The following is a 23,416-nucleotide window of genomic DNA, read 5'->3' on the forward strand; positions in this document are numbered from 1 at the left end:
CCTGAGGGACATGTCGAACAACGCCACGGAATCGGGCAAGAGCCCCGGCCGCCTCAAGCAGATCCGCATGGTCGCCCAGGTCCTGCGGAAGGCGGATCCCAAGGCGCTGCCGATCGTCTGCGGCGCCGTGCTGGGCACGCTGCTGCTGTTCGTGGCGATCGGGCTGATCTTCGGCGGGCTGTGGTTCTTCGTTCCGCTCGGCGTGTTGTTCGCGGTGCTGGTGGGGATGGTCGTGTTCGGCCAGATGGCCCAGCGCGTCCAGTTCAAGATGCTCGCCGGGCAGCCGGGAGCGGCCGCGGCGGTGCTGAAGTCGATGCGCGGCAACTGGACGGTCAGCGAGGCGGTGCGCGGCAACCGCAACCTGGACATGGTGCACCGGGTGGTCGGCCGCCCGGGGGTGATCCTGGTCTCCGAGGGGCCGCGCAGCCGGGTGGGGCAGCTGCTCGGGGCGGAAAAGAAGCACATCGCCCGCGCCGCCCAGCAGGTTCCCATCTACGACGTGCAGGTCGGCGATGAAGAGGGGCAGGTGCCGCTCACCAAGCTGCAGCGGCACCTGATGAAGCTGCCGCGCAACCTCAACAAGGCGCAGGTCGCCCAGCTCAACGACCGGCTGCGGGCGCTGCCGCAGCGGATGCAGATGCCCAAGGGCCCCATCCCGCGCAACGTGCGCATGCCCAAGGGTCCCAAGCCCAGGATGCGCTGAAACCCTTCGAGAACGTGACGACGCCACCGCGCTCGGCGCGGTGGCGTCGTGTTTTCCGCGGGGTCTCAGATGTTGACCACGGCGGTGTTGGCGGCCCGGTCGTGCAGGCCCCGGTGGTCGCGGTCCCACAGCAGGGCCGGGACGACGGCCAGCAACAGCAGGGTGCGCACCAGCGCCCACAGCGGCCCGATCGGGCGGCCGTCCAGCCGGACGATGCGGATGCCGCACAGCCGCTTGCCCAGCGTCATCCCGATCGTGGCGGTCAGCACCAGCGACTGCAGGCCGAACAGCGCCAGCGTCAGCAGGCTGCGGTCCTGCGGGGCCAGCTCCAGCGCGCGGGTCAGGAACGAGGAGACCACCAGGCACGCCCCCCAGTCGATGAACAGGGCGACCAGCCGGCGGCCGTAGCCGGCGATCGCGGTGGGGCCCTCTTCGGGAAGGCCCAGCCGCTGCCCCGGATAGCCCAGATCCGCACCGGCCGAGCGCGCCCCGCTCAGCCAGGTCTGCGTCCATCGCGGCCCGCCGGCCGCCTGCCTGCCACTGCTCATGGCTCAACGGTATCCGCTGCCCGGCCCGCCCTCCGACGCCGGGCGCGGCCCCTTACGCCGGTCTTCTCCCGATGCCGCACGCAGCGTCCGAAGGGGTGTTCGGACGGTGACGAAGGGGTAGGTCGTCGGCCTGCGAGCGCGGCATGTCACAGCAGTGCACGATGCGTAACACACGCGAAACATTTGGGACACGACAGGGAAACGGCCAGGTCCTAGCGTTCCAGATGCAGAAAGCGCCCCAAGGAGGTTGGATGTTCAGCAGCGCCGGCGAGGTCCTGAGCTTCATAGAATCCGAAGGCATCGAGTTCGTCGACTGCAGGTTCGTGGACCTGCCGGGCACGGTGCAGCACTTCACGTTCCCCGCTTCGAACTTCAGCGAGAGCGTCTTCACCGAGGGCCTGATGTTCGACGGGTCCTCCATCCGCGGCTTCCAGGAGATCCACGAGTCCGACATGCTGCTGCTGCCGGACGTGAGCACCGCGGTGGTGGACCCCTTCCGTCAGCACAAGACCCTCAACATCACGTTCTTCGTGCACGACCCGCTGACCGGGGAGCCCTACACCCGCGACCCGCGCAACGTCGCCAAGAAGGCTCAGGACTACCTCAAGAGCACCGGCATCGCCGACACCGCGTACTTCGGCCCGGAGGCCGAGTTCTACATCTTCGACGACGTCCGGTTCGAGACCAAGCAGAACGCCGGGTACTACTACCTCGACTCGATCGAGGGCGCTTGGAACACCGGTCGTGAGGAGGACGGCGGCAACCTGGGCGCCAAGCCCCCCTACAAGGGCGGCTACTTCCCCGTCCCGCCGATGGACCACTACACCGACCTGCGCTCGGAGATGGTGGTCAACCTGCTCAAGGTGGGCATCCAGGTGGAGATGCAGCACCACGAGGTCGGCACCGCCGGCCAGGCGGAGATCGACTTCCGCTTCGGCGAGATGCTGCGCACCGCCGACAACCTGATGCTCTACAAGTACGTCGTCAAGAACACCGCGCGGGCGGCCGGCAAGACCGTGACCTTCATGCCCAAGCCGATCTTCGGTGACAACGGCTCGGGCATGCACTGCCACCAGTCGCTGTGGAAGGACGGCTCGCCGCTGTTCTACGACGAGGTCGGCTACGCGGGGCTGTCGGACATCGCCCGCTGGTACATCGGCGGCCTGCTCAAGCACGCCCCGGCGCTGCTGGCCTTCACCAACCCGACCGTCAACTCCTACCACCGCCTGGTGCCGGGCTATGAGGCCCCGGTCAACCTGGTGTACTCGCAGCGCAACCGCTCGGCCTGCATCCGGGTGCCGATCACCGGCTCCAACCCCAAGGCCAAGCGGATCGAGTTCCGGGTGCCGGACCCCTCCTGCAACCCGTACCTGGCCTTCTCGGCGATGCTGATGGCCGGCATCGACGGCATCAAGAACAAGATCGAGCCGCCGGAGCCGATCGACAAGGACCTCTACGAGCTGCCGCCGGAGGAGGCCCGCGCCATCCCGCAGGTCCCCGGCTCGCTGGAGGCCGTGCTCAACGCCCTGGAGGCCGACCACGAGTTCCTGCTGGAGGGCGGCGTCTTCACCGAGGACCTGATCCAGACCTGGATCTCCTACAAGCGCGAGAACGAGCTGGACCCGCTGCGCCTGCGTCCGCACCCGCACGAGTTCGAGCTCTACTACGACGTGTGATCCACTCCTCCCGCGGCGGCCTGCAGCCGCTCGGAGGGCGGTGAGACCACGGCGCCAGGGGCGCCGGCCGGGTATCCGGTCGGCGCCCCTGCCGTTTTCGGCGTCGTTCGGCGTCAAGGCGGTGGCGCGCGCCGCACCGCTCAACGGAGCGGCGCACAGGTGGGATGGGTCTCGTCCCGGCCGCTCAGCGGCGGGGCGCCGTCACCCCGAGGGCGGACCGTGGTCTGATGCGGTCATGGACGCAACCGCTCTCAGCGATCCGCTGGCCCGCTGGCGGGCCGCGGTGGAAGCCTGGCGGCCGCCCGGGCACCTGCGTTCCCCGGGCGGCGGGCCGGCGCCGCGCCCGGCCACCGTGGTGCGCGGCATGGACGAGGTGGATCTTCCCCCGGGCAGCCGCTCCCATGAGCGCGCCGTGCAGGCCCTGCCGGAGGGCGGCACGGTGCTGGATGTGGGATGCGGTGCCGGCGGGGCCTCATTGCCCCTGGCGGGCCGCGCGGGGCTGATCGTGGGCGTGGACCCCGAGGAGCACCTGCTCGAGGCGCTGCGGGCCAGTGGCAGGCATCTGGGTGTGCGGGTGGAGACGGTGCGCGGCCGCTGGCCGGACGTCGCGGCCGAGGTCGCCCCGGCCGACGTGGTGGTCTGTCATCACGTGCTGTACGGCGTCGCCGATCTGGGACCGTTCGCGGCGGCGCTGACCGCGCGGGCGCGGCGGCGGGTGGTCGTGGAGATCCCCGCCCGGCACCCGCTGCACGCCCTCAACCCGCTGTGGGAGAGATTCCACGGCCTGGTCCGCCCGGACGGTCCGACCGCCGACGACGCGCTGGCCGCGCTGCGGGCGGCCGGAGTGGACCCGCGGATCGAACGGTGGACGGATCGGGGCGGCTGGGGGCGCTACCCGGATCTGAGCGCGCTGGCCGACCGGGTGCGGCGGCGGCTCTTCCTGCCGCCCGAGCGCACCGCACAGGTCGCCGAAGCGTTGCGCGAGCTGGGCGTCGACCCCGCCCGGCCGCGTTTCCCCGGCACCGAGGGACGCACTTTGTGCACCCTGTGGTGGGAGCCCTGACCGGCCGGGATCTCACCCCGACCTGGGACTGAAAAAGTATCCCCTTATCCTCTATAAGTCCCATCTGCCACAGAGGGGGCCTACTACTCAAGTCTGAGATGAACACCGTTCATCTTGGTGATCACATTCAGGTGACGGTTGATCAGTATGGGTGGCATGGTTCCCACCGCCCTGTCGAACCCCCGCCGGCGGTCCCCCGGTTCCGTGTCCGAAACCGTCCAGACGGCCTCCCGAACCTGGCGGGCCGTCCCGCCGATGTGGCGTGAACTGCTGCTGATCGCAGTGTTCTACAGCGCCTACACCCTCACCCGGCTGGTGCTCAACGACGGCGGCACGGCGGTGGCGTTCCAGAACGCCTACGAGATCCTGGCGCTGGAACGCACGCTGGGGATCGACATCGAGCTGAGCCTGAACCAGGCGCTGCTGCAGGCCTCCTGGCTGGCGCTGTCGGCCAACTACTTCTACGGCATCGCCCACTTCGCCGTGACACTGATCGTCCTGGTGTGGCTGTACCGGTTCCGTTCCCGCCACTACCGGTGGCTGCGGACGGCGCTGATGGCGGCCACGGCGGCGGCGCTGGTGGGGTTCTGGCTCTACCCGCTGGCCCCGCCCCGTTTCCTGACCGGCGAAGGTTTCGTCGACCCGGTGCAGGCGCTGGGCTCGTGGGGGCTGTACTCGGGGCAGAGCGCGGGCACGCTGACCAACCAGTACGCCGCGATGCCGTCCATGCACGCCGGCTGGGCGCTGTGGTGCGGATTCGCGCTGGTGCTGCTGGGCGGGCGGTCCTGGGTCAAGGCGATCGGCGCGCTGTACCCGGCGGTCACCGTGCTGGTGATCATCGCCACCGCCAATCACTACGTGGTGGACGCCGTCGTGGGCGTCTGCCTGGTCGCCGGAGCGCTGCTGCTGACGCGGGCCGCGCACCGGCACCGTGCGCCGGCGCCGCCGAAGGAGCCCGCCCCGGCCGCCGCGCTAGTCGGAGATGCCGTAGAAGACCCGCTCCATGACCCGGCGGGCGCGGCGGGCGTGCCGGCGGTAGTCCTCCAGCAGGTCCCCGGTGCCCGGGTAGCCCAGGACGCGGGTGACGGCGGTGCGCTCCCGGTGGTGGTCGGTGGGCAGCAGGTCGGAGGCCTTGCCGCGCACCAGCATCATGGTGCCGCGGATGCGGGTGGCCAGCTTCCAGGCCGAGGAGAGGACCTCCCCGTCGGCGGGGTCCAGCAGCCCGGCCTCCACGGCCGCGTCGAGGGCGGCCAGGGTGGAGGTGGTGCGTAGCCCGGCGACCTCGTGGGCGTGCTGGAGCTGCAGCAGCTGCGCGACCCACTCCACATCCGACAGGCCGCCGGGGCCGAGCTTGGTGTGCAGCCGCCGCTCCACCCCGTGGGGCAGCCGCTCGGACTCCATGCGCGCCTTGAGCCGGCGGATCTCGCGCAGCGCCGCATCGCTGATGCCGTCCCGGGGCCAGCGGATCGGGTCGATCAGGGCGCGGAACCGGTGGCCCAGCTCGGCGTCGCCGATGACCGGGTCGGCGCGCAGCAGGGCCTGGGCCTCCCAGGGCGAGGACCAGCGCGAGTAGTAGGCCTCGTAGGAGGCCAGGGTGCGCACCAGCGGGCCGGCCTTGCCCTCGGGGCGCAGGTTGGGGTCGATCTGCAGGGGCGGGTCGGGGGCGGGCCGCGACAGCAGGCGGCGCATCTCCTCGGCGACCGCGTGCGCGGCGTTCTGGGCGTCCCGCTCGTCGGCGCCGGGCAGCGGGTCGTGCACGAACATCACGTCGGCGTCGCTGCCGTAGCCCAGCTCGCGTCCGCCGAAACGGCCCATGGCGACCACGGTGATGCGGGTGGGCAGCGGGCCGCGCCGCTCCATCTCGATCTTGTTGATGGCCGCCTGCAGGGCCGCCTCGATGGTGACGGTGGCGATGTCGGTGAGCGCCTCGCCGACGGTGCGCACATCGATCAGGCCGAGCAGATCGCCGACGCTGATGCGGAACAGCTCCCGGCGGCGCAGCCCGCGCACCGCGGCCACCGCGTCCTCGGCGGAGGCGTGGGCGTCGCGATCGTCGTCCTCGCGGCGGCGGACGGCGGCCAGCGCCTCGTTCAGCAGGGCCTCGAAGGGACGGGGGGCCAGCTCGGCGTCGTTGCCCAAGATGGCGACCGCCTCGGGGGCGCGCAGCAGCAGGTCGGTGGCGTACCGGCTGGAGGCCAGCACCTTGGCCATCCGCTCGGCCACCGTCACATCGTCGCGCAGCAGCCGCAGGTACCAGGGGGTGGTGCCGAGCGCGTCGCTGACCTGGCGGAAGCCCAGCAGCCCGGCGTCGGGGTCGGGGGCGGAGGCGAACCAGCCCAGCATCACCGGCAGCAGGGTGCGCTGGATGGCGGCGCGCCGCGACACCCCGGAGGTGAGGGCCTGGATGTGCCGCAGCGCCCCGGCCGGGTCGGTGAAGCCCAGCGCGACCAGGCGGGTGCGGGCCGCCTCGGGGGTCAGCCGGGCCTCCTCTTCGGGGAGGCGGGCGACCGCGCGCAGCAGCGGCCGGTAGAACAGCTTCTCGTGGAGGGTGCGCACGGTGCGGGCGTGCCGCCGCCACAGGCGGGTGAACTCCCCCACCGGGTCGGTGCGCAGCCCCAGCGCCCGGCCCAGCCGCCGCAGGTCGGCCGGGTCGTCGGGGACGGTGTGGGTGCGGCGCAGCCGGTGCAGCTGCAGCAGGTGCTCCACGTTGCGCAGGAACCGGTAGGCCGAGGCCAGCCCGGCGGCGTCGTCGCGGCCGACGTAGCCGCCCTCCGACAGCAGCGACAGCGCCTCCAGGGTGCCGCGGCTGCGCAGGGTCTCGTCGGCGCGGCCGTGCACCAGCTGCAGCAGCTGGACGGCGAACTCCACATCGCGCAGCCCGCCGGGCCCCAGCTTGAGCTGCCGGTCGGTCTCCTCGGTGCGCTTGTACAGGTGCTCTTCCACCCGGCGGCGCATGGCCTGGATGTCCTCGACGAACTCCTCCCCGGCCGCCGCCTTCCACACCAGGGGGGCGATGGCGTCGATGTAGTCGGCGCCCAGCTCCATGTCCCCGGCCACCGGGCGGGCCTTCAGCAGCGCCTGGAACTCCCAGGTCTTGGCCCAGCGCTCGTAGTAGGCGCGGTGGCTGGCCAGAGTGCGCACCAGCGGCCCGGCCTTGCCCTCGGGGCGCAGCGCGGCGTCGACCTCCCACAGCGCGCCCTCGGGGGTGCTGGCCGAGCAGGCCCGCATCAGGCCCGAGGCCAGGCGGGAGGCGGCGCGCAGCGCCTCGGTCTCGTCGTGGCCGGGGCGGGGCTCGGCCACGAAGATCACATCGACGTCGCTGACGTAGTTCAGCTCCCGTCCGCCGCACTTGCCCATGCCGATCACCGCCAGCCGGCAGGAGTCGGCCTCGGGCACCTCGGTCCGGGCGACGGCCAGCCCGGCCTCCAGGGCGGCGGAAGCCAGGTCGGCCAGTTCGGCGGCGACCTCGCCGACGTCCAGCACGCCGGTCAGGTCCCGGCCGGCCAGGTGCAGCAGGTGACGGCGGTAGACGGCCCGCAGCGCCACCAGCGTCTCGGTGGAGGCGTCGGCGGCCGTGGGGGCGGGGTCGGCGGGGTCGGCGCCCACCGCGCGCAGCAGGCTGTCGCGCAGGTCGCGGGGGTCGGGCGCTTGGATCGCTCCATCGCCGCTGAGCACCCGCCAGTCGCCCGGGTGCCGGGCCAGGTGCTCGCCGAGCGCGGCGCTGACCCCCAGCACCGCGGGCAGGCGGCGCCGCAGGCCCTCATCGGCCTGCAGCGCGGCGCGTTCCGGCGCGTCGAGCTCGCCCAGCAGCCGCAGCAGGCTGGAGAGGGCCAGGTCGGGGTCGGCGGCGCCGCCCAGGGCGTCCAGCATCGCGTCGGTGACCGTCACGCCTTCCGCGGCGGCCTCGGCCAGCAGCCGTTCGGCACGCCCGGCGTCCGTGAAACCGAGCCGGGCCAGCCGGCCGGTCAGAGAGGATGGACGGCGTTCAGAGGTCCACGGCTCGCTCACGGCCTCAACCGTAACGGGACATCCAGGCCTCGGAAGGCAAACCGGGCCGAGATGTGATCGAAAGTTTCGCTCGGCGTGTCCTTACAGCACGGCGATGTGGCGCTTGCGCTCCCAGTCGGTGACCTGACGCCGGTATTCCTCCCATTCGGCGCGCTTGTTGCGCAGGAAGAAGTCGAACACGTGCTCGCCGAGCACCTCGGCCATCAGCTCGCTGCGCTCCATGGCCTTGATGGCCTCATCCAGGCTCTGCGGCAGCGGCTCGATGCCCAGCGCCCGCCGCTCGGCCGGGCTCAGCGCCCACACGTCGTCCTCGGCGCCCGGCGGCAGCTCATAGCCCTCCTCGATGCCCTTCAGACCGGCGCCGAGGATGGCGGCGAAGGCCAGGTAGGGGTTGGCCGCGGTGTCCAGGGAACGGAACTCGATGCGCGTGGAATGGCCCTTGTGCGGCTTGTACATCGGCACCCGCACCAGCGCCGAACGGTTGTTGTGGCCCCAGCAGATGTAGGAGGGGGCCTCGCCGCCGGCGCCCGCGGAGGCGCCCACGCCGCCCCACAGCCGCTTGTAGGAGTTGACGAACTGGTTGGTGACGGCGGTGATCTCGGCGGCGTGCCGCAGCAGGCCGGCGATGAAGGCCCGCGCCACCTTCGACAGCTGGTATTCGGCGCCCGGCTCGTAGAAGGCGTTGCGGTCGCCTTCGAACAGCGACATGTGGGTGTGCATGCCCGAGCCGGGGTGGTCGGTGAACGGCTTGGGCATGAAGGAGGCCCACACCCCCTGCTCGAGGGCGACCTCCTTCATCACCAGCCGGAACGTCATGATGTTGTCGGCGGTGGTCAGCGCATCGGCGTACCGCAGGTCGATCTCCTGCTGGCCGGGGGCTCCCTCGTGGTGGCTGTACTCCACCGAGATGCCCATCGCCTCCAGCATCATGATCGCGTTGCGCCGGAAGTCGTGGGCGGTGCTGTGCGGGGTGTGGTCGAAGTAGCCGCCGGCGTCCACCGGATCGGGCTCGGAGCCGTCCTCCGGCAGGTTCTTGAACAGGAAGAACTCGATCTCGGGGTGGGTGTAGAAGGTGAACCCCAGATCGGCCGCCTTGGCCAGCGCCCGCTTGAGCACATAGCGGGGGTCGGCGAAGCTGGGCGTGCCGTCGGGCATGAGGATGTCGCAGAACATCCGGGCCGTCCCGGGCGCCTCCGAACGCCACGGCAGGATCTGGAAGGTCGCCGGGTCGGGCTTGGCGATCATGTCGGCCTCGAAGACCCGGGCGAACCCCTCGATGGCCGACCCGTCGAATCCGATGCCCTCGGCGAAGGCGCCTTCGAGCTCGGCGGGCGCGACCGCGACCGACTTCAGGAACCCGAGCACGTCGGTGAACCACAGTCGGATGAAGCGGATGTCGCGCTCCTCCAGAGTGCGGAGCACGAACTCCTGCTGACGGTCCAAGGCCTTCTCCCTTGATTGCCTTCTGCTTGCCCGACCCGTTCCTACCCGCTCGCCGCCGCCGGCGGGACCACTTCGCCCCCATCCGCGGCGCCGTGGGCGGCACCCTCCGCCAGGCCCCCGGACACGCCATGCATGCGCCGACACGTCCGGCTACCTAGCAGTATGCCTTGTGGCTGTTTCTTTGGCGTTACAGAGTCCCCAGAAAAGGTCTGCCCCAGCCAAATCTACCGGCCGGCCCGAAAAGAACATGAACTTGGTCACAGCCGAACCGGGCAGGGCGCCCGCGAGATTTTCCCGCCCCGCCGTTGCCGAAGACTTGACGTGGCGGTCGGCGACTCCCCCGCGGCGCGCTCCCTAGCCTGGTCGTGCTGTGGATGCCGCACTCGTTCTCTCCCTGGCCGACCGGGTGGCCTCGCTCGCCGACCGGTCCGGCATGCACCCCGCCGCCCAGCTGATCGGCGCGCAGGCCGAAGGGTGGGCCCGCTCCCGGGGCCTGCTGCTCGGCGACCCGGACGCCACGCCGCTGGGACGCGCCCGCTTCGAACGGCTGGCCTGCCGGATCTTCCCGCACGCCCAGCCGGACCGGGTGGTGCTGTTCGCCCGCTGGCTGATGTGGCTGTTCGCGCTGGACGACCACTTCGACGACACCCCGCTGGGCGCCTCGGCCACCTCCGTGGACGGGCTGTACGCCGACCTGCTGGGGGCGCTGCGCCGCGGCCACACCAAGCCGGAGGCCGGCGCCCTGGAGCTGGCGCTGGAGGAGCTGTGGCGCGACACCGTCCCGGGAACGAGCCCGCAGTGGCGGCACCATTTCCTGCGCCTGATGGAGGAGCACCGGGCCGCCTGCGCCGAGGAGGCGGTCAACCGCCGCACCGGCCGCATAGCCCCGCTGGCCGACTACCCCGTGCTGCGCCGCCGCTCGGCCGGGCCGTTCCTGTATGAGCTGGCCGAGCCGGTGCTGCAGGTGGCGCTGGACCCCCGCCTCAAGCGCAGCCCCGCCTGGAAGGCGCTGGTCGACGGCACCGCCGACATGATCACCTGGGCCAACGACGTGGTCTCCTACCCCAAGGAGTCCCGCCAGGGCACCGTGCCGGTGACCGGCAACCTGGTGGCCGTGGCCTGCCGCGAGCTCGGCATGGCGCCGGCACAGGCCGCCTCCTGGGTGGTCGACCGCATCGCCCGCCGCGCCCCGCAGGTGCGGGAGGCCGCCCGCGCGGTGGGCGCCGAACTGGACCGGCTGGAGATCGGGCCGCAGGGCCGCAAGGACACCGCCGCGGTGGTGCGGGTGCTGCTGCAGGCCCCGCGGGCCCACATGGACTGGCTGGCCGAGACCGGCCGCTACACCCCGCCGGTGCGCTCCCCCGTGGTGCTGCTGCACCGGACGGCCGCCGGCGTGGCCCGGACCATCGGCTGAGCCGCCGTCCCGGCGGCGGGCCGACCGATCACGGCCGCCTACCCTGGGGGTGTGGCACAGCTGCGATTGGCTCTCGCTCAGGTGAATCCCACGGTCGGCGATCTGGAGGGGAACGCCGACCTGATCGTGGAGTGGACCCGCCGCGCCGCCGAGGCCGGCGCCCATCTGGTGGCGTTCCCCGAGATGATGCTGACCGGGTACCCGGTGGAGGACCTGGCGCTGCGCACCTCGTTCGTCGAGGCCTCCCAGCGCACCCTGGAGCAGGTGGCGCGGCGCCTGGCCGATGCGGGCCTGGGCGATCTTCCGGTGGTGACCGGCTATCTGGACCGCCGCGCCGACGCCCCGGCGCGTCCCGGCCGGCCCGCCGGCGCCCCGCTGAACGCGCTGGCCTGGCTGCACCGCGGGCGGGTGGCGGTCCGCTCGGCCAAGCACCACCTGCCCAACTACGGGGTGTTCGACGAGTTCCGCTACTTCGTGCCCGGCGACCGGCTGCCGGCGGTGCGGGTGGCCGGGATCGACGTGGCCGCGGTGATCTGCGAGGACCTGTGGCAGGACGGCGGGCCGGTGAGCGTCACCCGCGCCGCCGGCGCCGGGCTGCTGCTGGTGATCAACGGCTCGCCGTACGAGCGCAGCAAGGACGATGTGCGGCTGGAGCTGGCCGCGCGGCGGGCCCGGGAGGCCGGGTGCACGCTGGCCTACGTCAACATGGTCGGCGGGCAGGACGAACTGGTCTTCGACGGCGATTCGATGATCGTGGGGCCGGACGGGCGGCTGCTGGCCCGTGCCCCCCGCTTCACCGAGGAGCTGCTGGTGGCCGACCTGCAGCTGCCGGAGGCGGGGTCGGAGCCGCTGCCGCGGGAGCAGCCGGTGCGGGCCGCCGACGGCGCCACCATCACGGTGGAGCGCACCGTGCTGTCGCCGCACCCGGTCCCACCGTATGAGGCCGTCCCCCCGCCGGTGGCGCCGCCCATGGACGACCTGGCCGAGGTGTACGCGGCGCTGGTGCTGGGGGTGCGCGACTATGTGCGCAAGAACGGCTTCCGCTCGGTGATCTGCGGGCTGTCGGGCGGCATCGACTCGGCCCTGGTGGCCACCATCGCCGCCGACGCCATCGGCGCCGAGAACGTGCACGTGGTGCTGCTGCCCAGCCGCTACTCCTCCGGCCACTCCGTCGCCGACGCCGAGGAGCTGGTCAAACGGCAGGGCCTGCAGGCCCGGACGGTGCCGATCAACCCCATGGTGGAGGCGTTCGAACGCGAGCTGCACCCCAGTGGGCTGGCCGAGGAGAACCTGCAGGCCCGGGTGCGCGCGGTGGTGTGGATGGCGCTGTCCAACCAGCACGGCCACCTGGTGCTGACCACCGGCAACAAAAGCGAGCTGGCCACCGGGTATTCCACCCTGTACGGCGACTCGGCGGGCGGCTTCGGCCCGATCAAGGACGTCACCAAGACGATGGTGTGGGCGCTGGCGCGCTGGCGCAACGAGCAGGCGGTGGCGGCCGGACAGGTCCCGCCCATCCCCCAGCAGATCATCGACAAGCCGCCGTCGGCGGAGCTGCGGCCCGGCCAGCTCGACACCGACTCGCTGCCCGAATACCACGTGCTGGACGCCCTGCTGGACGACTACGTCGAACGCGACATGGGCCGCGACGCGCTGATCGCGGCCGGTCACGACCCCGCCCTGGTGGAGCGGGTGATCCGCCTGGTGGACCGGGCCGAGTACAAGCGCCGCCAGTACCCGCCGGGACCCAAGATCACCGGCAAGAACTTCGGCCGCGACCGCCGGCTGCCCATCACCAACCGCTGGCGCGAGCCCTCGGCCGGCTGAGCGGACCGGGCCCCCCGGGCGCACCGGCCCGGCGCCCGCTCTCCGCAGCCGGCCGGCGGGCGCCGGTCATCCGGCCGTCTCGCCGTCACCCGAAAGCGATCCGTCCCAGGGCGGTCCGTGCGATCTCCTCGGCGTCCCGCAGGGTGCGTGCCGCCGGGCGACCCGCCGGGTGATCGGACCGCAGCGTCACGGCGACGACCACGTTCGCCCGCCGGGAGACGACATGGGCCTCATGCACGCCCCTCACCGGGGAACCGAGCAGAGCGACGGCCTCATCCCCCAGGGACGGCGTCTCGGCGGTCCGGCGGGCGCCATCGCGCACGGCGTCGGCGACCGCGGATTCGTATCGATCGGCGGACTCGCGCATTCCGTTTTGGAAGTCCACATCCGCGTACCGGTCATATCGCAGGATCAGCAAACCCAGCGCGCCCTCCCACATGCACCGGGAGAGGTCCGACAAGTCATCCCGCGAATCGTGGTCGATCACCTTGCGCGCTGACCCGAGGTACTGTTGCGCAACGGCCGGGTCCAGCGCGGAACACGCGCGCGGAATCCGCGCCGCCTCCAACCGCCCCGGCCACCAGGGCTGGTCGGGCGGCCACAACACGGGCAGCAGGCGCACCAGGGCCGAGCCCACCAGCAGCAGCGAGAGCACCGTCCTGACGAGACTCCCCGACTTTGCCGAGACCTCGACGAGCTCCGGCCGGCGGTCGCCGGCCAGTTCGAGCATCCGCCGGATTCGCCGGTCGAACTCCCGGTCCCGGGCCAGAAAGCGATCATGCGGCGCGGCCAGCAGGCGTCTGTGGCCGCCCACACCGACCAGCACGGCGCTGCGGCCGATGATCCCCCGTCTGACCTGAACGGCCTTGACCTGGTGCCAGGGCGTCCATGTCCATCGCACGCCCAGCCGGTTGCCCACTCCCTCTCTTGTCACCCGGACCCGGCCGCGCAGCGTCACCACCATGTCTCCCAGCAGGAGCACGGGCATGAGGAGCAGTACCGCCGCCAGCTCCCACATGGAGCATCGCGCCGCCCATATCACCCCCACCGCCAATGTGAAAAGCAACAGCGGAATCTGCCACACCAGCGCTCGCCGAGACATGCGCAGATCCAGGTCAGCGACAGACATGCCTCACCCGTTCACTCGGTGATCCGTTAAGGCGCGCCTTGTGCGTCTCTCCCACAGCGGAGTGCCGGTACAGCCTTGCAAAGCCCAATGCAGCCTGACGCGGCGGCGGTCTTCCGGCCGGTGAGAAGGACGCCCGCAGCGCCCGATCAGAATCCCATCGGCAACGGCCGCCGCCCGAGTGCCGAAGCCGAAACGGCCTGGCCGGCACCGGTCATGGCCAAGGGCACGGTGAACCTTTCCAGCACGTGGCCTCAAGCGGCCGAGACCGGAGCCTCAGCACGGTGCCGTGCCATCACGGGTCACGGTCTCCTCGACCGCGACGCCTCCGTCCTCAGCCGCGGAAACGGCGCGCTGAAAAGGTTCAGTGAAAGGCGATCCCCGCTGCCCGCAGGGCCGGGAGCACCGGTGTGCGGGCGTGGCGAGGCCGGCTGCGTGCGGAGGTTTCGCGGCCGGCGGCCGCAAGCGGTCAGTCGCGGTGGTGGTTCTCGCCCGGCCAGGACTGGGGAGGCTCTTCGGGCTCGGGATCGACGCCGGGGATGAGCTGCTCGCACCAGACGACCTTGCCGGTGGCGGTGCGGCGGGATCCCCAGCGGTGGGCGAGCTGGCTGACCACCAGCAGGCCCCGGCCGTTCTCCTCCTCGTCGGTGGCGTGCCGCAGCCGGGGCAGCGCCGCGGAGCGGTCCAACACCTCGCACATCAGCGTGCGCTCCATCAGCAGGCGCAGCTCGATGGGGCCGGGGGCATAGCGCAGCGCGTTGGTGATCAGCTCGGAGGTCAGCAGCTCGGTGGTGTAGGACAGCTCCTCCAGGCCCCAGCGGTCCAGCTGGGTGCGCACCAGGCCGCGGGCGCGGCGGACGGCGGCCGGGTCGGCCGGCAGCGTCCAGGAGACCCGGTGCTCTTCGGGCAGCCGGCGCAGCCGGGCGATGAGCACCGCGATGTCGTCGCGGTGGTGGTCGGCGTACACCCCGTTCAGGACGGCCTTGGCCAGGTCCTCCATGCGGCGCTCGGCGGTGTCGGGGCCGAAGACGTCGCGCAGCCGCGACAGGCCGTCGTCGATGTCGCGGCCCCGGTTCTCCACCAGGCCGTCGGTGTAGATGACGAAGACGCTGCCGTCGTCGACCCGGAAGGTGCGGCTGCCGATCGCCGTGCCGCCGGCCACGCCCAGCGGCGGGGCGGGCGGCACCTCCAGGTACTCCTTGGTGCCGTCGGGCCGCACCAGCAGCGGCGGCAGATGCCCGGCCGAGGCGATCTCCAAGGTTCCGGCGGAGGCGTCGTAGACCGCGTACACGCAGGTGGCGAAGTGCGGTTCCTGCTCGCCCAGCTCGATCATCAGCTCGTTGAGCTCATGCAGCGCGTCGGCCGGGGAGAACTCCAGGTTGGCCAGGGTGTGCAGGGCGGTGCGCAGCCGTCCCATGGTGACCGCGGCGCGCACCCCGTGCCCGGCCACGTCCCCGACGATCAGGGCGACCCGGGCGCCCGGCAGTTTGATCGACTCGTACCAGTCGCCGCCGACCTCCACCAGCTTGCTGCCGGGCAGGTAGCGGTGCCGCACCTCCACCGAGGTCGGCGCCGACAGCCGGTTGGGCAGCAGGCTGCGCTGCAGCGCCAGGGCGGTGGCACGTTCCCGGCTGAAGCGGCGGGCGTTGTCGAGCACGATGGCGGCGCGGGCGGCGAACTCCATGCCGATCTCGACGTCGTAGGCGTCGAAGCGGCGAAAGCCCGGCACCCGGACGCACACCATCATGCCCAGCAGGGTGTCGCGGGCGATCAGCGGCAGCAGCACCATCGACACGCCGCTCAGCAGCCCGGCCACCGGGGGGCGGCGCCAGACCCGGGCGATCTCGGCGGCGGTCTCCGCGCTCACCTGGGGCATGTGCACCGGCTGGGCGGTGTCCAGGCACTTGCGGTAGGGGGTGCCCTCCGGGTAGACCAGCACCTCCCCCTGGGGGAAGGTCGCCGGCCACATCTCGTTGCCGTCGTCGAAGGCGACCGCCAGGCGGCGCAGCACGGCCGCGCCGGACTCGCTGTGCACCTCGTCGGCGGCGACCAGGCTCTCCAGCACCAGCACGGTGGCGGTGGTGCAAAAGTGCGGGACGATCACGTCCGCCAGTTCCTTGGCGGTCTGGTCCAGGTCCAAGGACGCGCCGAAGCGGGTCAGCGGGTCGTCCAGCAGGGCGCGGCGCATGCGCGCCGGGTCCTGGAAGCGTTCGCTGGGCGGCAGCGCCACCCGCACGTGCAGCAGCGCGGCGACGACCGGGCCGGGCCGGCCGTCCTGGGCGGCCACCATGGGCTGGGCGGTGACGACGGCGTCGGTCACCGAGCCGTCGGCGCGCCGCACGGCCAGCACGGCGGTGCGCTCCTGCCCGGCGGCGACCCCCTCCAGCAGGGTGTCCAGGTCCTCCTTGGCCTCGTCGGCCACCAGCGCAGCGGTGTCCCTGCCGAGCAGTTCCTCGGCCCGGTGCCCCAGAACGGCGCGAGCGTTGTGGCCGCACTGGACCACCCGTCCGGATCGGTCGATGCCGAGAACCAAGGTCCGGGAGTCCGAATCGGCGGCGGGCACGGCACCTGGCTGCGCGCCCGCAGTCCGGGGTGTCGGCAAGTCGGTCACCTCGCGCTCTTGAGAACCTGTCGTTCCACGGCTTCCTGGCGCTCAGTATGAAGCATGGTCACTCGGCTGGGGAGAAGAACCGGGGAAGGCACCCGGGCGGAACGGCCGGATGGGGCGGGAGATCGCGCGGAGAATGGGCCGCGGAATAAGACGGATAAGGCCGAATCTCATCGCCTGCGGTGGCGGCGGAGTTCAGGCCGCGATGCCGCGCAGCAGCGTATCCACGACCCGTTCGGCCAGGTCCTCGGGGGGTGCGGTGGCCGCCGGGGCGCGGCTTTGCAGGGTCATGGCGCCCACGAGCATTTCGATGGCCGCTTCGACATCAAGGTCGGCGCGCAATTCCCCGGTCTCCACACCCCGGCGCAGCACCCGCCGGATGATCTCCCGGCGCGGTTCGATGACCTCCCGGTGGTAACGGGCCAGCAGTTCGGGATATTTATCCGCACCGCCCAGGACGTTCCACAGGCAGCGGCCGTGCTTGGCCGACCGCTCGCGGCACATGGCCTCCGCCAGCGCCAGCAGGTCGTCGCGGACCGAGCCGCCGGCCGGGTCGGGAAGGGGGCGTTTGAGAGCGGCCAAGGCGTCGACGATGAGCCGTTCCTTATTGGGCCAGCGCCGGTAGACGGTGCTCTTGCCCACCCCGGCCCGCGCCGCCACCGCCTCCATGGAGATCCCGGCCACCCCCGCCTCCTCGGCGAGCAGCTCGAGGGTGGCCTGCAGGATCGCCTCGTCGGCCCGGGCGCTGCGCGGCCGCCCGGGCCTGGCGGGTTCGGGCCTGCGGGACCGGGTTTCGGTCTGGCTCATCGCCGTCACCGCCTTCGTCGCAACTTTCCGCTCAAAGCCGCTGCTCGGCCGGGGCGGGCCGGGGCCGCCGGCCGGCCGGCGCCGGCCGTCCCGGCATCCATCGCAGCACCAGCATGGCACCGGTGAACGCGACGATCGCCGAGGCCACCACGGCGACGTGCATGCCGTGCACGAACGCACTGCGCGCCGGCTCGATCAGGCCCTCCCCCGCCGGGCCCAGCCGGGCGGCCAGCGCCAGCGTGCCCTCGATGGACTCGCCGGCCGCATGCCGCACCTGCGCGGGCAACCCGGCGGGCAGGCGGGCCAGCAGGCCGCTCAGCTCGCCGCGGTAGACCGAGGCGACCAGCGAGCCGAGCACGGCCACGCCCATCGCCACCGCGACCTGGCGGGCGGTGTTGTTGAGGGCCGAGCCGGCGCCGGCCCGTTCGCGGGGCAGCGCCGACATCACCGACTCGGTGGCCGGCGGCATCACGTGGGCCATGCCGCTGGCCTGGACGAAGGCCACCACGCCGAACACCCACAGCGGGCTGGTCTCGTCGCACAGCAGATAGCCGACCATCGCCGTGGCCACCAGCAGCATCCCGGCGGTGCACACGGCCTTGGCCCCGTACCGGCGCACCAGGGTGGGGCTGTAGGGGGAGAAGATCAGCTGGCCGGCCGCGAACGGCAGCATCATCGCCCCCGCCTCCAGCGGGCTCAGCCCGCGCACCGACTGCAGGTAAAAGGAGCCGAAGAAGAACACCCCGGAGGTGGCGAAGAAGCAGAAGGCGATGGAGCCGACCGCCACCGACAGCCGGGGGTCGCGGAACAGCCGCACATCGAAGGCGGGGTGGTCGGTGCGCGCCTCGTGCCAGGCGAACAGCGCGATCACCGCCAGCCCGACGGCGATCGGCCCGAGCACCACCGGTTCCAGCCAGGAGCCGCGCTCGCCGCCCTCGATGATCCCGTACGACAGGGAGACCAGGCCGACGATCGACAGCAGCACGCCGAGCGGGTCCAGCCGCCCGGGGTCGGGGTTGCGGGACTCGGGGACCAGCAGCAGCATCCCGGTCAGCCCGAGCGTCACGATCGGCACATTGATCAAAAAGACCGAGCCCCACCAGAAGTGGTTCAGCAGCAGCCCGCCGGTGATCGGGCCGATCGCCACGGCCAGCCCGACCGCCGCCGACCAGATCCCGATGGCGCGGGCGCGCTCGGTGGGGTCGAAGACGTTGGTGATGATCGACAGGGTCTGCGGCATGATCGCCGCGCCGCCCAGCCCCATCAGCGCCCGGGCCGCGATCAGCTGTTCGGGGCTTTGCGCGTACGCCGACACCAGTGAGGCCAGGCCGAAGACCGCCATGCCGGCCACCAGGACCCGCTTGCGGCCCAGCCGGTCCCCGATCACCCCGAAGGTGAACAGCAGCCCGGCGAACACCAGCGTGTAGGAGTTGATCGCCCATTCCAGCTCGCTTTGGGTGGCGCCCAGCCCGCGCCCGGGGTCGGCGATGGTGCGCAGGGCGACGTTGAGGATGGTGTTGTCCAGGACGACCACCAGCAGGCTGAAGACCAGCACGCCGAGAATCGGCCAGCGGCGGGGGTGCCCGCCCTGGCGGGGTTGTGATTGCACGTTCCTCCTTTGCCCTCCCGGTCTCCTCCGTCCCCTGCAGGCGGGAATGAGCCGGTGAGGCGCCTGTGTTCCAAGACTCTCGGGAGAGCGATCGCGGGTGGAACGACGCGCTCGGAAACAATATAGATACGGTACCGTATCGTTTCGTATTGCGTTCCGGCCCTTCGTGTCACCGCATCCTGCAAACCGCCGAAAACGCTCCGGCCGGGAATGCCCGGGTCTACCGCATCCGTTTTGTCCGTGGGATCATCGATCCCGTCCGGGTACGCCACCGTGGCGCCTCGAGACCGGAGGTTGTCTCATGTCTTCTGCTGTCTCCAGCCCCGCCCAGCACGGCCGTCCGACCGCTCTGTACGGCGGCAAGGCCGGAACCGACCGGCGGGTCACCGTACGCGACATCGCCGCCGCCAAGCAGCGCGGCGAGAAGTGGCCCATGCTGACCGCCTACGACGCGATGACGGCGCGCGTGTTCGACGAGGCCGGCATCCCCGTGCTGCTGGTCGGCGACTCGGCGGCCATGGTGGTCTACGGCTACGACTCCACCATCCCGGTGACCGTCGACGACCTGATCCCGCTGACCGCCGCCGTGGTCCGCGGCTCGCGCCGGGCGATGGTGGTGGCCGACCTGCCGTTCGGCTCCTACCAGACGAGCGTGGAAGAGGGGCTGGCCACCGCGGTGCGCTTTTTGAAGGAGACCGGCGCGCACGCGGTCAAGCTCGAAGGCGGCCGGCGCATCCTGCCCCAGGTGGAGGCGATGGTCGCCGCGGGCATCCCGGTGATGGGCCACCTGGGCCTGACCCCGCAGTCGGTGAACGTGTTCGGCGGCTACCGGGTGCAGGGCCGCGGCGAGGCCGGCGAGCAGCTGATGGCCGACGCCAAGGCGCTGGAGGCGGCCGGCGCGTTCGCGCTGGTGCTGGAGTGCGTGCCCGCCGACCTGGCCGCCCGGGTCACCGCCTCGCTGTCCATCCCCACCATCGGCATCGGCGCCGGGGACGCCTGCGACGCCCAGGTGCTGGTCTGGCAGGACATGGCCGGGCTGACCCCGCGCACCGCCAAGTTCGTCAAGAAGTACGCCGACCTGGCCACGGTGCTCGGCGACGCGGCCCGGGCGTTCGCCGAAGAGGTCGTCGCGGGCGCCTTCCCCAGCCCCGAGCACTCCTACCGCTGAGCTCTCCTCCACCGGCGGACGGGAGCGGACCGCGCCGCGCTCCCGTCCGCCGTCGTCATTTCTCGCGGCCCTGCCGGGCCGGTCCCGCGGCGGGACCGGCCCGGGAAGGCTCCTCATACGTCCGTGATGCGCAGGCCCGCGTGGGCCTTGTAGCGGCGGTTGATGGAGATCAGGTTGGCGGTGAACGCCTCGACCTGGTGGGCGTTGCGCAGCCGGCCGCCGTAGACGCCGCGCACCCCGGCGATCCGCCCGGCCAGGGCCTGCACCAGGTCGGTGGCCTCCCGGTCGTCGCCGAGCACCAGCACGTCCAGGTCCACCTCGGCCACGTCCGGGTCCAGCAGCAGCTTGGCCGACACGTGGTGGAAGGCGGCCACCACCCGGCTGTCGGGCAGCACCGCGGCCGCCTGCTCGGCGGCGCTGCCCTCTGCCACCGGCAGGGCGTAGGCGCCGCGCTTGTCGAAGCCCAGCGGGTTGACGCAGTCGATGACGATCTTCCCGGCCAGCTGCTCGCGCAGCGACTCCAGCAGGGCCTTGTGGCCCTCCCAGGGCACCGCCACGATCACCACGTCGGGCTCGGCGGCCGCGGTGGCGTTGTCGGCGCCGCGCACCCCCAGCCCCAGCTCCTCGGCGGCCTGCCGGGCGCGCTCGGCGCTGCGGGAACCGATGATCACCTGGTGGCCGGCCATGGCGAACCGCCGGGCCAGCCCCTTGCCCTGGTCGCCGGTGCCGCCGAGGATGCCGATGGACAGGCCCGCGACGTCCGGCAGGTCGTAGGGCGTCTTCTGCTCACTCATGCCCCGATCCTGCCAAAGCGCTCCAAGCCGCCCTCCGGCGGGCTCCGCCCTACCTTCACGGCCGCTCGTTTCCGTCGGTTCTCCGTCGGTTCTCCGTCGGTTCGCCCCCCTGGCGGCCGCCGGCTGCGGCACGATGAAGACATGGACGCAGAGCAGGTGGCGATGCTGCGCGAAGTCCTGTCGGCATCCGACTGGCTGGGGCGCACCGAGGAGTTCGCCCTCGCGCTGCGCGACTGCGCCAACCGCTCCGAGGGCCTGCTGCTGGTCGGCACCCCCACCGCCGAACCCTGGCACATGGCGGCCCACCTGGACGACGAGAGCCGTCTCAACCACCTGCCCTGGCTGTCCCCCACGCTGGTGCGCTGGTCCCCCCCGCCCGGCTCGCCGCCGCACCTGCGCGTCGGCATCGAACGGCTGGAGCAGGCCCGGCGCGGGGAGACGTTGTTCGTGGTCGCCGAGGACGCCGCGCCCGCCCCGCTGCTGGAACGGGTGGACGACGCGCGCCGCACCGGCGTGACGATCCTCACACTCGACGGCGGGGACCGGGAGCTGTCGGGGCTGGCCCACGAGGCGCTGACGGTGCCCGCCGGGGAACGGCTGCTGTCCTTCGACGGCGCCCAGCACCTGGTCAGCGCGGCCGCCGGGGGCGCGCCGCGGCGCCGGCCGGGCCTGCGCGACCGGCTGGCCCGCCTGCTGGAGAAGGTCACCGGCCCGGTGATGGAGTGACCTCGGGCGTCCCACACTGGGGCCATGCCGTTCATCGAGCTGAGCCACCGCATCACCGCGGGCATGACGACCTACCCCGGGCTGCCGGTCCCGCGCATCGGCGACCACATCTCGCGCGCCCAGGCCGCCGAGCGCTTCGGCCCCGCCATGGCCTACCAGATCGGCGAGATCACCATGGTCGCCAACACCGGCACCTACGTGGACACGCCGTTCCACTGGTATGAGGACGGCGCCGACCTCGGGACGTTCCCGCTGGAGCGGCTGGCGGACCTGCCCGGCACGGTGGTGCGGGTGCGGCCGGGACGGCGCGCGCTGGAGGCCGACGACCTGGCGGGCGTGGCGGTGGCGGGCCGGGCGGTGCTGGTGGCCACCGGCTGGAGCCGGCATTTCGGCACCGAGCGCTACGGCGCGCCCGACCACCCCTACCTGGCCCGCAGCGCGGTGGAGGCGCTGATCGCCGGCGGCGCCGCGCTGGTCGGCATCGACTCGGTGAACATCGACGACATGGCCGACCTGAGCCGCCCGGCGCACAGCGGGCTGCTGGCGGCCGGCATCCCGATCGTCGAGCACCTGCGGGGGCTGGAGGACCTGCCGCCCGGCGGTTTCCGGTTCAGCGCGGTGCCCCCGCCGATCACCGGGATGGGCACGTTCCCCGTGCGCGCCTACGCGGTGGTCGATTAAGACGCCCCCGGCGAGTCAGTCGTCTCCCTCGTCGTCCTGCTCGTCCCAGGCCTCGTTGCGCCTGCGGGCCAGCTCCAGGGCGCCGGCGGCCTCGGCCTCCGTCCGGTAGGGGCCCATCCGGTCCTTGTTCGCACAGCCCGGGCCGTGCTCGACCCGCATGTGCCGCAGGCAGTACCACCACGCGTCGTCGGAGATCTCCAACCCGCCACCTCCCGTTGCCGGCTTCGCGTCCACAGTCGTGCCCACGGCGGGACAACTACACTCCAGTGACATGACGACCCAACTCCGGCCAGGCCGCATCTCCCCCATGCGCAAAGTACCGGCGCACATCGCCCGCCCGGAGTATGTCGGGAAGAAACAGCCCCGCACGGGCGAGCCCGACATCAAATCCCCCGAGATCATCGAGCGGATGCGGGTGGCGGGCAAGATCGCCGGGCAGGCGCTGCAGGAGGTCGGGCGGCACGTGCGGCCCGGCATCACCACCGACGAACTCGACCGGATCGGCCATGAGTTCCTGCTGGACCACGGCGCCTACCCCTCCACGCTGGGCTACCGGGGCTTTCCCAAGTCGCTGTGCACCTCCATCAACGAGGTGATCTGCCACGGCATCCCCGATGACACGGTGCTGCGCGAAGGCGACATCATCAACATCGACATCACCGCCTACATCGACGGCGTGCACGGCGACACCGACGCCACCTTCCTGGTCGGGGAGGTCGACGAGGAGTCCCGCCTGCTGGTGGAGCGCACCCGTGAGGCGATGATGCGCGGCATCCGCGCGGTCGCGCCGGGCCGGGCCATCAACGTGATCGGCCGGGTGATCGAGTCGTACGCCCGCCGCTTCGGGTACGGGGTGGTGCGCGACTTCACCGGGCACGGCATCGGCACCACCTTCCACTCCGGGCTGGTCATCCCGCACTACGACGACCCGAACGCCACCACCATCATGCAGCCGGGCATGACGTTCACGATCGAGCCGATGCTCACCCTCGGCACGATCGAGTACGAGATCTGGGACGACGGCTGGACGGTGGTCACCAAGGACCGCAAGCGCACCGCCCAGTTCGAGCACACCGTGCTGGTGACCGAGGACGGTCACGAAATTCTCACTCTTCCCTGACCTTCGGCGGGGTAAGAGATCTGCCGCCCGCTTTCTGCCTCCGCCATGGGAGACGTGACGGATGACCTCGCCAGCGCCGTATGAGCCCCGGGTCC

The 23,416-nt window shown here is 72.0% G+C and carries 18 protein-coding genes and 1 pseudogene; 10 read left to right on the plus strand and 9 right to left on the minus strand.

Features of this window, described 5'->3' with window-relative positions:
- The first annotated feature begins 10 nt into the window (after positions 1–10).
- Complete coding sequence (locus BUE48_RS15320; RefSeq protein WP_012853426.1) at positions 11–703, plus strand: DUF4191 domain-containing protein; 693 nt, start codon at positions 11–13, stop codon at positions 701–703.
- Between the two features lie 65 nt (positions 704–768).
- On the opposite strand, the gene BUE48_RS15325 is transcribed toward BUE48_RS15320, so the two are convergent.
- Positions 769–1,251: an RDD family protein gene (locus BUE48_RS15325; RefSeq protein WP_012853427.1), complete on the minus strand. Its 483-nt coding sequence runs from the start codon at positions 1,249–1,251 to the stop codon at positions 769–771.
- A 251-nt stretch (positions 1,252–1,502) separates the two neighbouring features.
- On the opposite strand from BUE48_RS15325, the gene glnA reads away from it, so the two are divergent.
- The 3 genes and pseudogenes from glnA to BUE48_RS15340 all read left to right on the plus strand — a co-directional run.
- Positions 1,503–2,927 carry a type I glutamate--ammonia ligase gene (gene glnA, locus BUE48_RS15330; protein ID WP_012853428.1) on the plus strand — a complete coding sequence of 475 codons (1,425 nt, stop codon included), beginning with the start codon at positions 1,503–1,505 and terminating at the stop codon, positions 2,925–2,927.
- Between the two features lie 235 nt (positions 2,928–3,162).
- Complete coding sequence (locus BUE48_RS15335) at positions 3,163–3,990, plus strand: class I SAM-dependent methyltransferase (protein ID WP_286990234.1); 828 nt, start codon at positions 3,163–3,165, stop codon at positions 3,988–3,990.
- A gap of 255 nt (positions 3,991–4,245) precedes the next feature.
- A pseudogene (locus tag BUE48_RS15340) lies at positions 4,246–4,884 on the plus strand (phosphatase PAP2 family protein); the annotation flags it as partial.
- Positions 4,885–4,962: 78 nt separating this feature from the next.
- Here the strand turns inward: BUE48_RS15340 and BUE48_RS15345 are convergent.
- Positions 4,963–7,998: a bifunctional [glutamine synthetase] adenylyltransferase/[glutamine synthetase]-adenylyl-L-tyrosine phosphorylase gene (locus BUE48_RS15345; RefSeq protein ID WP_012853431.1), complete on the minus strand. Its 3,036-nt coding sequence runs from the start codon at positions 7,996–7,998 to the stop codon at positions 4,963–4,965.
- A gap of 81 nt (positions 7,999–8,079) precedes the next feature.
- Positions 8,080–9,441, minus strand: a complete 1,362-nt coding sequence (gene glnA2, locus BUE48_RS15350) for a gamma-glutamylpolyamine synthetase GlnA2 (protein ID WP_012853432.1) — start codon at positions 9,439–9,441, stop codon at positions 8,080–8,082.
- 370 nt (positions 9,442–9,811) lie between these two features.
- Between glnA2 and BUE48_RS15355 the strand changes: the two genes are divergently transcribed.
- The gene (locus tag BUE48_RS15355; protein WP_012853433.1) at positions 9,812–10,855 is read left to right on the plus strand and encodes a terpene synthase family protein; all 1,044 of its coding nucleotides are present in this window, start codon (positions 9,812–9,814) and stop codon (positions 10,853–10,855) included.
- 51 nt (positions 10,856–10,906) lie between these two features.
- Positions 10,907–12,682 carry an NAD+ synthase gene (locus tag BUE48_RS15360; protein ID WP_012853434.1) on the plus strand — a complete coding sequence of 592 codons (1,776 nt, stop codon included), beginning with the start codon at positions 10,907–10,909 and terminating at the stop codon, positions 12,680–12,682.
- 85 nt (positions 12,683–12,767) lie between these two features.
- Here BUE48_RS15360 and BUE48_RS15365 read toward each other — a convergent pair whose 3' ends face one another.
- The 4 genes from BUE48_RS15365 to BUE48_RS15380 form a co-directional block, all read right to left on the minus strand.
- Positions 12,768–13,811 (minus strand): hypothetical protein, encoded by a 1,044-nt coding sequence (locus BUE48_RS15365; RefSeq protein WP_041439829.1) that lies wholly within the window; start codon positions 13,809–13,811, stop codon positions 12,768–12,770.
- A 466-nt stretch (positions 13,812–14,277) separates the two neighbouring features.
- Complete coding sequence (locus BUE48_RS15370) at positions 14,278–16,371, minus strand: SpoIIE family protein phosphatase (protein ID WP_286990239.1); 2,094 nt, start codon at positions 16,369–16,371, stop codon at positions 14,278–14,280.
- A gap of 240 nt (positions 16,372–16,611) precedes the next feature.
- A complete protein-coding gene (locus tag BUE48_RS15375) occupies positions 16,612–17,223 on the minus strand; it encodes a TetR/AcrR family transcriptional regulator (RefSeq protein WP_012853437.1) in 612 nt (203 codons plus the stop codon).
- 31 nt (positions 17,224–17,254) lie between these two features.
- Entirely contained in the window at positions 17,255–18,832 is a 1,578-nt protein-coding gene (locus BUE48_RS15380; protein ID WP_012853438.1) for an MFS transporter, read from the minus strand.
- A 301-nt stretch (positions 18,833–19,133) separates the two neighbouring features.
- On the opposite strand from BUE48_RS15380, the gene panB reads away from it, so the two are divergent.
- Positions 19,134–20,000, plus strand: a complete 867-nt coding sequence (gene panB / locus BUE48_RS15385; protein ID WP_012853439.1) for a 3-methyl-2-oxobutanoate hydroxymethyltransferase — start codon at positions 19,134–19,136, stop codon at positions 19,998–20,000.
- Between the two features lie 113 nt (positions 20,001–20,113).
- Here panB and npdG read toward each other — a convergent pair whose 3' ends face one another.
- Complete coding sequence (gene npdG, locus BUE48_RS15390) at positions 20,114–20,794, minus strand: NADPH-dependent F420 reductase (RefSeq protein ID WP_012853440.1); 681 nt, start codon at positions 20,792–20,794, stop codon at positions 20,114–20,116.
- A 141-nt stretch (positions 20,795–20,935) separates the two neighbouring features.
- On the opposite strand from npdG, the gene BUE48_RS15395 reads away from it, so the two are divergent.
- Positions 20,936–21,520, plus strand: coding sequence for a hypothetical protein (locus tag BUE48_RS15395; RefSeq protein ID WP_012853441.1), 585 nt, complete (start codon positions 20,936–20,938; stop codon positions 21,518–21,520).
- Positions 21,521–21,544: 24 nt separating this feature from the next.
- A complete protein-coding gene (locus BUE48_RS15400; protein WP_286990244.1) occupies positions 21,545–22,201 on the plus strand; it encodes a cyclase family protein in 657 nt (218 codons plus the stop codon).
- Between the two features lie 15 nt (positions 22,202–22,216).
- Here BUE48_RS15400 and BUE48_RS15405 read toward each other — a convergent pair whose 3' ends face one another.
- A complete protein-coding gene (locus BUE48_RS15405) occupies positions 22,217–22,402 on the minus strand; it encodes a hypothetical protein (protein ID WP_041439833.1) in 186 nt (61 codons plus the stop codon).
- 70 nt (positions 22,403–22,472) lie between these two features.
- Here BUE48_RS15405 and map point away from each other — a divergent pair, with 70 nt between their 5' ends.
- Positions 22,473–23,321, plus strand: a complete 849-nt coding sequence (map, locus tag BUE48_RS15410; protein ID WP_041439836.1) for a type I methionyl aminopeptidase — start codon at positions 22,473–22,475, stop codon at positions 23,319–23,321.
- The last annotated feature ends 95 nt before the right edge of the window (positions 23,322–23,416 follow it).

Origin of the sequence: Thermomonospora sp. CIF 1 (assembly GCF_001896795.1) — a bacterium.
Lineage (GTDB): Bacteria > Actinomycetota > Actinomycetes > Streptosporangiales > Streptosporangiaceae > Thermomonospora > Thermomonospora curvata.